9 protein-coding genes and 1 tRNA gene are annotated in these 9,317 nt (G+C 75.7%); 6 read left to right on the top strand and 4 right to left on the bottom strand.

The window, feature by feature from the left end; all coding sequences use genetic code 11:
- Positions 1-102: 102 nt before the first annotated feature.
- The 3 genes from treY to QL983_RS08420 form a co-directional block, all read right to left on the bottom strand.
- Complete coding sequence (gene treY, locus QL983_RS08430; RefSeq protein ID WP_095354050.1) at positions 103-2,583, bottom strand: malto-oligosyltrehalose synthase; 2,481 nt, start codon at positions 2,581-2,583, stop codon at positions 103-105.
- A gap of 61 nt (positions 2,584-2,644) precedes the next feature.
- Positions 2,645-3,103 (bottom strand): hypothetical protein, encoded by a 459-nt coding sequence (locus tag QL983_RS08425; protein ID WP_020625726.1) that lies wholly within the window; start codon positions 3,101-3,103, stop codon positions 2,645-2,647.
- A 58-nt stretch (positions 3,104-3,161) separates the two neighbouring features.
- Positions 3,162-4,205: an aldo/keto reductase gene (locus QL983_RS08420; RefSeq protein WP_095354053.1), complete on the bottom strand. Its 1,044-nt coding sequence runs from the start codon at positions 4,203-4,205 to the stop codon at positions 3,162-3,164.
- 65 nt (positions 4,206-4,270) lie between these two features.
- Between QL983_RS08420 and QL983_RS08415 the strand changes: the two genes are divergently transcribed.
- From QL983_RS08415 to QL983_RS08395, 5 genes are all read left to right on the top strand, one after another.
- Complete coding sequence (locus QL983_RS08415) at positions 4,271-5,173, top strand: fumarylacetoacetate hydrolase family protein (RefSeq protein ID WP_036382467.1); 903 nt, start codon at positions 4,271-4,273, stop codon at positions 5,171-5,173.
- Positions 5,160-5,900, top strand: coding sequence for an NAD(P)-binding domain-containing protein (locus QL983_RS08410; RefSeq protein WP_020625723.1), 741 nt, complete (start codon positions 5,160-5,162; stop codon positions 5,898-5,900). The genes QL983_RS08415 and QL983_RS08410 overlap by 14 nt, the downstream gene beginning before the upstream one ends.
- Positions 5,901-5,961: 61 nt before the next feature.
- Positions 5,962-7,521 (top strand): DUF5129 domain-containing protein, encoded by a 1,560-nt coding sequence (locus QL983_RS08405; protein ID WP_290152278.1) that lies wholly within the window; start codon positions 5,962-5,964, stop codon positions 7,519-7,521.
- A 92-nt stretch (positions 7,522-7,613) separates the two neighbouring features.
- Positions 7,614-8,111 (top strand): carboxymuconolactone decarboxylase family protein, encoded by a 498-nt coding sequence (locus QL983_RS08400; protein WP_144818760.1) that lies wholly within the window; start codon positions 7,614-7,616, stop codon positions 8,109-8,111.
- A 57-nt stretch (positions 8,112-8,168) separates the two neighbouring features.
- A complete protein-coding gene (locus QL983_RS08395) occupies positions 8,169-8,531 on the top strand; it encodes a GNAT family N-acetyltransferase (protein ID WP_020625720.1) in 363 nt (120 codons plus the stop codon).
- 65 nt (positions 8,532-8,596) lie between these two features.
- Here QL983_RS08395 and QL983_RS08390 read toward each other — a convergent pair.
- Positions 8,597-8,673: transfer RNA gene (locus tag QL983_RS08390), tRNA-Pro, on the bottom strand.
- A gap of 131 nt (positions 8,674-8,804) precedes the next feature.
- Between QL983_RS08390 and QL983_RS08385 the strand changes: the two genes are divergently transcribed.
- Positions 8,805-9,233 (top strand): hypothetical protein, encoded by a 429-nt coding sequence (locus QL983_RS08385; RefSeq protein WP_119217533.1) that lies wholly within the window; start codon positions 8,805-8,807, stop codon positions 9,231-9,233.
- Positions 9,234-9,317 lie beyond the last annotated feature (84 nt).

The following is a 9,317-nucleotide window of genomic DNA, read 5'->3' as shown; positions in this document are numbered from 1 at the left end:
GCGCGGCGTCGACGGCGGCCCGCTCGGCCGCGGCGGGGTCCACGGGGTCGGAGCCGATCGGGTGCAGGCCCGGGGCGGGGGCGTCGGCCGGACGGGGCTCGGTCACGGGGCGGTCCTCTCTCGGCGGTCGGACGGGGCGTGCGCCGGGACGAGCAGCGCGACGGGCAGGGTGCTGAGCAGTTCGTCGAGGCGCACGGCGCCGCGCGCGTCCGGGTGGACGGGGTGGCCGGTGACGGCGTCCTCCCACCGCCCAGCCGGCACGGTCACGACGGTCTGGCCCCAGCCACCCGCGGCCGCGAGGCGGACGGGCCAGCGCGTGGCCACGGCGAGCGCCCCGCCCCGGTCGAACGCGATCGCGTGTTCGGCGGCGGGGCCGGAGACGTCGAGCGGGCGGTGGCCGGTGAACAGCTCGGGCCGGTCGCGGCGGGCGCGCAGCACGCCGGCCACGACGGCCAGCTTGGCGGCGGCGGGGTCGTCGAGGCCGGGCGTGTGGCCGGCGTCGAGGCGGTCCAGCAGGTCGGCCCGGGCCGCGAAGTCCACGGGGCGGCGGTTGTCCGGGTCCACGAGGGTGGGGAAGGGCACCTCCGTGCCCTGGTAGACGTCGGGGACGCCGGGGGCGGCGAGCTGGACGAGCTTGTGGCCGAGCTGGACCACCAGGCCGGGCTCGGCGATGCGGTCCGCGACGGCCTGGAGCACGCCCCGGGCAGGCCCCTCGGGGGAGGTGACGGCGGCGGCGAGTGCGGCGAGCCGGGCCTCGAACTCGGGGTCCTGGTCCGTCCAGGTGGTGGCCAGGGCCGCCTCGCGGGAGGCCTTCTGCAGGAAGCCGAGGATCCGCTCCTCCTCCGGCGTGGTGCCGTCCGTGGGCCAGACCCCCACGATGGACTCCCAGAGCAGCCGCTCCGCGTCGGGGTGGCCGAGCGGGTGGAGGCGCCTCAGCTCCGCGAGCTCGGCGGCCCAGCGGTCGGGCTCCTCGGCGAGCACGGCGATGCGGGCGCGCACGTCCTCGCCGCGCTTGGTGTCGTGGGTGCTCAGGGTGGTCATGGCCGTCGGCCAGGCGGCCTGGCGCGCCTGCTGGGCGGCGTGGAAGTCGGCCAGGGACAGGGCGACGTGGGAGGGGTCTCCGCCGACCTCGTTCAGATTGGCCCACCGGGTGTACCGGTAGAAGGACCGGTCCTCGACGCCCTTGGCCATCACCATGCCGGAGGTCTGCTGGAACCGGCGGGCCACGGGCGAGTCCGGGTCGGTCAGCTCGGGCCGCAGGTCGCCGAGCACGTCGGCGAGGGCCGGCTCCGCCGCGGCCGCGTCCGCCAGCGCGCCCTCGAGCACGGCCAGGCCCACGGGCAGGTAGGTGCGGTACACGGGCAGGCGGGCGAGCACGGCGGCGAACGCGGCGGCCACGTCCTCGTCCGGGTGGGCACCGAGGGCGTGCACGGCGCGGACCTCCCGGACCAGCCGGGCGGTCTCGGCCGCGAGGGAGCCGGTGGCCACGTCGTGCTTGGCCCGCACCACGGCCTCGTCCCACTCCCGACGACGGCGCGCGTCCTCGGCCTCATCGCCCGCGGCGTCGGGGTGCATGAAGACGCGTTCGACCTCGCCGAGCGCGTCGTAGCCGGTGGTCCCGTCCACGGGCCAGTCCGCGGGCAGCGCCTCACCGGGCTCGAGGATCTTCTCCACCACGAGGTAGCCCTCCGGGAGCACGTGGGAGCGCAGGCGTCGCGCGTAGCCGGCCGGGTCCGCCAGGCCGTCCGGGTGGTCCACGCGCAGCCCGTCCACGAGCCCTTCGCGGACCCAGCGGGCGGGTTCGGCATGGACGGCGTCGAAGACCTCGGGCTCCTCCACCCGGACGCCCGCGAGCGTGGTGACGGTGAAGAACCGGCGGTAGTTCAGCTCGGCGTCGCCGCGGCGCCAGCCGACCAGCCGGTAGTGCTGGCGCTCGTGCACGGCGCGGGCCAGGCGGACCTGCTCCGCGGTCGGCTCCTTCGCCGGGTCCGCCGCCGCGAAGACCTCCGCGGCGCGCAGCCCGGTCTCCGCCTCGGCCGCCTCGAGCGATCCGGGGGCGAGGGGGTAGACGTTGTCCCAGTAGCGCAGACGGCCGCCCTCGGCGTCGACGACGAGACGGTCCAGTTCCGCGTCCGCGTCCCCGTCAGGGCCGTCTCCCAGCACGGGGATGAGCAGGGACCCGCCGCCGGCCGCCCAGTCCACGTCGAACCACGCCGCATGCGCCGCCTCGGGACCGTGGGTGAGCACGTCCCACCACGCCGGATTGGCCTGGGGCGTGGCCACGCCCACGTGGTTCGGCACGATGTCCACGAGCACGCCCATGCCCGCCTCGTGCGCGGCGCGCGCGACCATGTCCAGCCCCTCGGCCCCGCCGCGGGCGGCGTCCAGCCGGGTGGGGTCCACGACGTCGTACCCGTGGTCGGAGCCGGGCTCGGCCTCGAGCAGCGGCGAGAGGTAGAGCCAGTCCACGCCCAGGCGCCGCAGATAGGGCACGAGCCCGGCCACGGACTCCAGCGGCAGATCCGGGCTGACCTGGAGCCGGTAGGTGGACGCGGGGGCGGAACGGACGGTCGAGGTGCTCACGCGGCGACGCTAACAGAGGCCCCCGACGCGGCATCAGGCCCGACGGGCCGGGGCGGGAAGGTCAACGCGTCTCGACCGGACGGGCGAAGATGTCCTCCCCGACGACGGGCTCGCCCGAGGACTCCAGCAGGACCATCTCGTCGCGCAGCACGGTGCCGTCGGCCTGGGTCAGATCGGCCACGAAGCCGGGGCCGGACTGGCGGATGCGGTCCACCGCGGTGTAGCCGTACTTCGCCTCGAGGTTGCCGCGGAACGCGTCCAGACCCTGGACGTGCAGGACGGCGCCCGTCGCGCCGAGGGCGACGGCGGCCGCGAGCGCGACAGCCCCGACCCCGCGCTGGGTGCGGGTGTCCTCGAGGAGTCCGATCTCCGGGTTGCGGCCGTGGGTCGCGGCGAAGCGCCGGTGCCGCCGGGCACGCCACAGGCCGACGACCACGAGCGTGCCGCCGACCACGAGGGTCAGTGAGGCCAGCCAGTAGAGGATCCAGGGGGTCACGAGGTCGACGTTCGCAAAGTCCATGTCCCAGTGTGACACAGGCCTCACTCCGGCGGGAGGGCACGCGGCCGGTCGCGCCTCGTCAAGGCAGCGGCCGGCCCCGCGCCGCGGTCCACAGGCGGTGCCACTGCGCGGAGTCCATCGCCTCGGCCACGGAGGCCGCCTCGGCGCACGCGGCGACGCGCTCCGGGTCCTGGGTGCCGATCACGGGCCGCACGCCCCACGGCAGGCGCAGCAGCCAGGCGAGCACCACGGCCTCCCGGCTGACGCCCAGCTCCGCCGCGACCTCGCCGACGACGCCGGCCGCGCCGTCGTCGCCGGAGCTGAACCGACCCTGCCCCAGCGGACCCCAGGCCTGCAGCTCGATCCCCTCCGCGGCGCACACCGGGCCGAGGCGCCCGGCGTCGGCGTCCGCGGGGGCGTCCGGGTGGTTGGCGAGCACGACCGCCTCCACGAGGGTGCGGTGGTGCAGGCCGAGCTCGACCTGGACGCACGCCAGCCCGGTCCCGTCCGCCGCCTGGCTCTCGAGCTCGCGCTGGAACTCGAGGACGCGGCCCACGCCGAGGTTGGAGACGCCCAGCTTGCCGACCAGGCCCGCCTCCCGCGCGTCGAGGAAGGCGCGCACGGTGTCGGCCACGGGCGTGAGGACGTCGGGCCGGTGGATGATCAGGGTGTCCACGCGCTGCTCGCCGAGGCGGGACAGCGAGCCCTCCAGCGAGGCGCGCACGTGCTCGGGCGAGGAGTCGTAGCGGGTCAGACGCCGCCCGGCCGGGTCCGTCTCGTGCAGGACGATCCCGCACTTGGTCTGCACCTTCAGGGCGGAGCGCTCCTCGTAGGGCAGCTCGTGCAGCAGCCGGCCGGCGGTCTCCTCGGAGCGGCCGGCCCCGTAGATGTCCGCGGTGTCCAGCAGGTCGACGCCGGCCTCGATCCCGGCGCGCAGGGCGCGGCGGGCACGCTCCACGGCCGCCTCGGCCTGCGCTGCGCCCGCGGGCCCCTCCGGCCTCGCCCCCGGGTCGGCGTCCGGGGGCGGCGGGGGAACGGACCCCCAGGCCATGGTCCCGAGGACGATCGGGGTGGCCGGAGTCGGGTCGAGGTCGAGCGGCGGATGCGTGGGGGCTGTGCTCATGGCCTCACCGTCTCACGTCCGCCCGCCCCGGGTCCGGACCCGCCGCCCTGTGATGGGATGGGTCCATGAAGCTCGCCACGTTCCGCCAGCCCGACTCCGACGCCGCCTACCCCGGCGCCACGTTCGCCGCGGTCATCACCTCCGTGCACCCCGAGGACCCCGAGGTCGCCGTGCGCGCCGTCGCCCTGCCGGACTGTCGCGACGTCGGCGAGTACCTCACCGCCACGCCGGAGGAGCAGCGGGAGATGGTGGAGGGTGCCCTCCGCGCGGCGCAGGCCGACCGGTCCCTCCTGCTGGACACCTCCGGCCTCGTCTACGACACGCTCGTGCCCTTCCCCACCAAGGTGTTCTGCGTGGGCCTGAACTACACGAACCACATCGACGAGACGGGCCTGGAGCGCCCCGAGCATCCGACGCTGTTCGCGAAGTTCCCGCAGTCCCTCACGGGTGCGCTGGACCCGATCGAGGTCCCCGAGGAGGACCACCGGGTCGACTACGAGGGCGAGCTGTGCATCGTGGTCGGGGAGCCGGGCCGGCGCATCGCCGTCGAGGACGCCCCGGAGCACATCGCGGGCTACGCGGTGGCCAACGACATCTCCATGCGCGGCTTCCAGGGCCGCACCTCCGAGTGGCTGCAGGGCAAGGTGTGGGAGGCCTCGACGCCCGTGGGTCCGTGGCTGGTCACCCCGGAAGAGTTCCCGGCGGACGCGCGCGTCCTCACGCACGTCAACGGTGAGCTGCGTCAGGAGGACAGGGTCGCCGACGTCGTCTTCTCCCCCGCCGAGCTGGTCTCCTACGCCTCGCAGCTGATCACCCTGAACCCGGGTGACCTGATCCTGACCGGCACGCCCGCAGGGGTCGCCCTGGCCCGCCGGGACGCCGAGGGCCGCCGCCCGTGGCTGCGTCCCGACGACGTCGTCGAGGTGGAGATCACCGGGCTGGGACGCCAGCGCAATGAGCTCGTCTGAGGCGGCGCCGGCGGACGCCCTGCCCCGCGTCGTCGGCATCCTCGGTGCGGGGCGGGCGGGCACCGCGCTGGCACGTGCGATCGCGCGCATCCCCCGCCTCTCCCCGGGCACGGCCGCCCCGCGGGTGATGGTCGCGGGCACGCGGCGCCCCGCGGCGGTCCAGCGCCACCTGACGATCTACGCGCCCAAGGCCGTCGCCGTGTCGGCCGAGGACCTGGCGGCGGAGGCGGAGCTCGTCGTCGTGGCCGTGCCGCGCGAGGCGCTCGACGACGTCGACCCGCTCGCCCTCGCCGGGCCGGCAACGCGCGCCGTGGTGGACCTGACCAACACGTGGGGGGACGAGCCGGTCCCGGCGTGGCTCGACGACGACGGCGCGCCCGGCTCCGTCCGGATCGCCGCGCGCTGGGCCGCCGCGGGGCTGTGCGTGCCCGTCGTGCGCGCGTTCTCGGAGATCTCGCACCACGACCTGGAGGATGCCGGGCGTGCCACGGCCCCGCGCCGCGCCCTCGCGGTGGGCACCGAGCGGACTGACGCGGCGCCCGAGCCGGCCGCGGTCGCCGCCGCGCGCGACACGGTGGTCGCCCTCGTCACCGCGATGGGCTTCGACGCGGTCCCCTACACGGGCCTCGACCGGGCCGGGGTCCTCGAGCCGGGGGCGGCGGGGTTCGGCACCGCGCACGATGCCGGCCGGCTCGCCGCGCTGCTCGCCGACGCGCCCACCGGCTGAGGCGCCACCCGCCCGGCGGTACCTAGGCTGGGCGGGACCGCCGACCCGTCCAGGAGGCCCCGTGACCCGTCCGCCGCACCGCATCGCCCGCCGCACGCTCACCGCGGTCGCCCTGTCCGCCGCCGCCCTCACCGGACCGGCGGCGTCCGCCACCGTCGTCGCCCTGCCGGTCACGGCGGGGGTGACGGGCGCCGTCGTCGCCGCCGCGCCGCAGGCCCACGCCGTGGCCTGGGACCAGGTGGAGCTCGTGGATGACGCGGGCGTGATCGACCCCGCCCAGCTGCGCCGAGACCTGGCGGGGATCGAGTTCCGGGAGCCGACCCGCGTCGCCGTGGTCACCGAGCGCGGCCCGGACCTGTCCGCGCTGGACGACGACCGCGCGTCTCAGGCGTTCAACGGGCGGGTGCTCGAGCGGGCTCGCGCCGAGTACCCGGACTGGATCAGCGCGGACGGCCAGAAATGGGCCGACGACCTCGTGATCGTGGCGCTCGACCCGGACAACCGGTTGATCGGGGTGTACGTGGGCCAGGACCGGATGCTCAGCACGGACCGGCTGCGGGAGGTGCGCGAGGCCGGACACGAGGCGGCCCGTGCGGCCCGGTGGACGGACACGGTCGTGGAGGTGACGGACGCCGCCGCCGAGCTGATCGGGCGCCCCTGGTGGCAGGCTCCCGAACTGTGGTTCGGCGCGGGGATCGTCGGTGTGGCGGGCGGCGGCGCCGCGGCCGCGGCGCTCGCGAGCCGACGGCGTCGCCGCCGCCGGACGGCCGACCTGCTGGCCGAGGCCCGCACCCACCTGACCTCCGTCACCCTGGAGATGGACGCCACCGAGGTGAACGCGTCCACGGTGCCCGAGGACTCGCCCCACGCGGCCGCGCTGATGGAGCGCTTCCGCGGCTTCCGGCGCCAGGCGCTCGACGCGTCGGCGGAGCTGGACCGCCTCGAGGCCCTGCCGGAGCGCAGCCTGCATCGCACGGAGCACGCCCGGGCCGCGGAGGACATCCGGGACCGCGCCCGTGAGCTCGACCGCCTCGACGACGCCGTGGCCGCGGCGAACACCTTCCTCAACCGCCACCCGGGGTGGCCGGCGGCGTGGGACCAGCAGACCGCCCCGCTGCGGGCCGACCTGGACGCCGTCGGCGCGCTGGCCTCCTCCGTCGGCTCCGCCGGGCCCGTCCGATCCGCCGTCGCCGCGCTGGAGTCCTTCCGCACCGAGGCCCAGGACCGACTCGAGGCGCTGGGCGCGGACCTCCAGGACGAGCGCCTGACCCCGGCCGCGGCGCTGGGCGAGCTGGATGCGCTGCGGCGTCGCCTGACCGGGCTGGTCTCCGCCCTCGCCGACGCCGAGGTGGCGGCCTTCGGCAAGGACGAGGCCGAGCGTGAGCTGCTGCGCGACGAGCTGCGCACGCACCGTGGCCCGGCCCGGTCCGCGCGCGGCTCGATCCTGGACTCCGCGCTGCCGGCGGATGCCTACTGGACGGTGGTGGCCTTCACCACGGGCCACCAGGCCGGCGAGCGGTCCGTCCAGGACCACCGCCAGGCGCAGTCCAGCTCCTCCGGGACCGGCTACGGATCCTCGGGCGGCTCGTTCTCCGGGGCGGGCTCGTCCGGCCGATTCTGAGCCGGCCGGGGCCGGATCTGAGCCGGAAGCTCGTCCGGGGCCGGCACCCGGCCCCTGGCCCACCGCCCCGTTCTGCGAGCCAGTGAAGGACCATGACCGCCGCTGACACCCCCGCACCCCGCCAGGACCCCCTCGCGTTCTTCCTCGACAAGGCCGTGCCCGAGGCATGGCACGCGGTCGGGCCGCTGGCCTCGGCCGCGCGCGGCGCCGCCGAGCAGGCCGGACTGGACCGGCAGCTCGTGGAGCTCGTGAACCTCCGGGTCTCCCAGCTCAACGGCTGCGTGTTCTGCCTGGACCGGCACACCCGCCAGGGTGCCGACGCCGGTCTGAGCGTGCAGCGCCTGGGGCTGCTGCCGGCGTGGCGTGAGGCCGGGGCCGTGTACTCGGAGCAGGAGCGCGCCGCACTCGAGCTCGCCGAGGCGGTCACGGACCTCCCCGAGCAGGAGCAGCTGAACTACGTGCAGGCCTCCACGGCCGCCGCGCTCACGGACGCCCAGTCCGCGGCCGTGCAGTGGGTCGCGATGGTGATGAACCTGACGAACCGCATCTCGATCCTGTCTCACCACCCCGTGCGGCGCCGGGACGGCTGACCCCTTCCCCGTCGCCGGCCCGGCGGCGGGGTCCACCCAGGAACGAGAGGACCGACCATGACCGAGCAGACCCCCAGCCTGGAGCACCCGCAGGTCCGCAAGAACGGGGAGAGGTACGAGATCGTCGTCGATGACGCGGGCACGGTGGCCGGCTTCACGACGGCGATCGACGACGACACCGCCGACGGCCCGGCCCAGCGGATCTTCCCGCACACCAAGGTCGACCACGAGTACGAGGGCCGGGGCCTGGCCTCGACCCTCGTGCGCGAGGCGCTGAAGGACACCGTGGCCGCGGGCCGCCGGGTCGTCCCCGTCTGCCCGTACGTGAAGGACTGGGTGGACGAACACGACGACGTGGCCGGCGAAGTGGACCCGGCGCGCCCCGAGCATCTCCGGTTCCTGGAGTCCCGCCAGGACTGACGCACCGCACCCGGTGAGCACCCGGAGACGAGAAGAGCCCCCGCCGATCCGGCGGGGGCTCTTTCTGGTCGGGGTGACAGGATTTGAACCTGCGGCCTCGTCGTCCCGAACGACGCGCGCTACCAAGCTGCGCCACACCCCGTTGGAGGTCTCAGACCTGAATCCAACAGAGAGCGACTATACCAGCCACACCGGGTGCCGCCAAACCGAGATGCGGGGCAGAATCTCACGCGTGAGACCTCTGCGCACCCCGCGAATCCGAGAGAGGCCGGCATGAGCTGGTGGCCGTTCCCGCGTTCCTCCGCGAGCCCCTCCCCCGACGACGACGGCGCCCCGGCCGCCGCCGAGCTCGAGGAGGCCGTGGCCGCCCTGCGACAGCTGTTGCGCGCGGAGCGGCACCGACTGCGCCCGGACAGCTGGGCCCTCGCGTGGGAGATGGTCGAGCACGCCGCCGAGTACGCGCCAGCCTGGACTCGCCTGCAGCGCACACGGCCCGTGGAGACCCAGGAGCTCGTGATCGCCCTCACCGGGCGCTTGGAGCCGCTGCTGCGCGACTTCCTCGCACTCCCCGACTCGGAGAAGCCGGCCCATGCCGACGCCGTGCACGCGCGCCTTCGGGAGCAGGGCACGGAGCACGGCCGGCTGCGCCGCCGACTCACCCGCGCGCTCACGGCACGACTGCGGGCCGGCGAGGAGCTCTGAGCGCCGCGGGGGGGTGCCTCTATGGTTTTCGTCAAGCCGCGAGAGCGACTGATGATGGTGCTGGCGGGGCGGTCGGATCTTGAT

The sequence above is a fragment of the Micrococcus sp. APC 4021 genome, assembly GCF_030407635.1.
Taxonomy (GTDB): Bacteria; Actinomycetota; Actinomycetes; order Actinomycetales; family Micrococcaceae; genus Micrococcus; species Micrococcus luteus.
The sequence above is the reverse complement of the archived record's forward strand: the minus strand, read 5'-3'. Positions and strand labels throughout refer to the sequence as shown.

Bases quoted from the DNA above. Each gene is read 5' to 3' on its own strand.
- QL983_RS08425 (WP_020625726.1), bottom strand. From the start codon at position 3,103: ATGGACTTTGCGAACGTCGACCTCGTGACCCCCTGGATCCTCTACTGG.
- QL983_RS08420 (WP_095354053.1), bottom strand. From the start codon at position 4,205: ATGAGCACAGCCCCCACGCATCCGCCGCTCGACCTCGACCCGACTCCG.
- QL983_RS08415 (WP_036382467.1), top strand. From the start codon at position 4,271: ATGAAGCTCGCCACGTTCCGCCAGCCCGACTCCGACGCCGCCTACCCC.
- QL983_RS08410 (WP_020625723.1), top strand. From the start codon at position 5,160: ATGAGCTCGTCTGAGGCGGCGCCGGCGGACGCCCTGCCCCGCGTCGTC.
- QL983_RS08400 (WP_144818760.1), top strand. From the start codon at position 7,614: ATGACCGCCGCTGACACCCCCGCACCCCGCCAGGACCCCCTCGCGTTC.
- QL983_RS08395 (WP_020625720.1), top strand. From the start codon at position 8,169: ATGACCGAGCAGACCCCCAGCCTGGAGCACCCGCAGGTCCGCAAGAAC.
- QL983_RS08385 (WP_119217533.1), top strand. From the start codon at position 8,805: ATGAGCTGGTGGCCGTTCCCGCGTTCCTCCGCGAGCCCCTCCCCCGAC.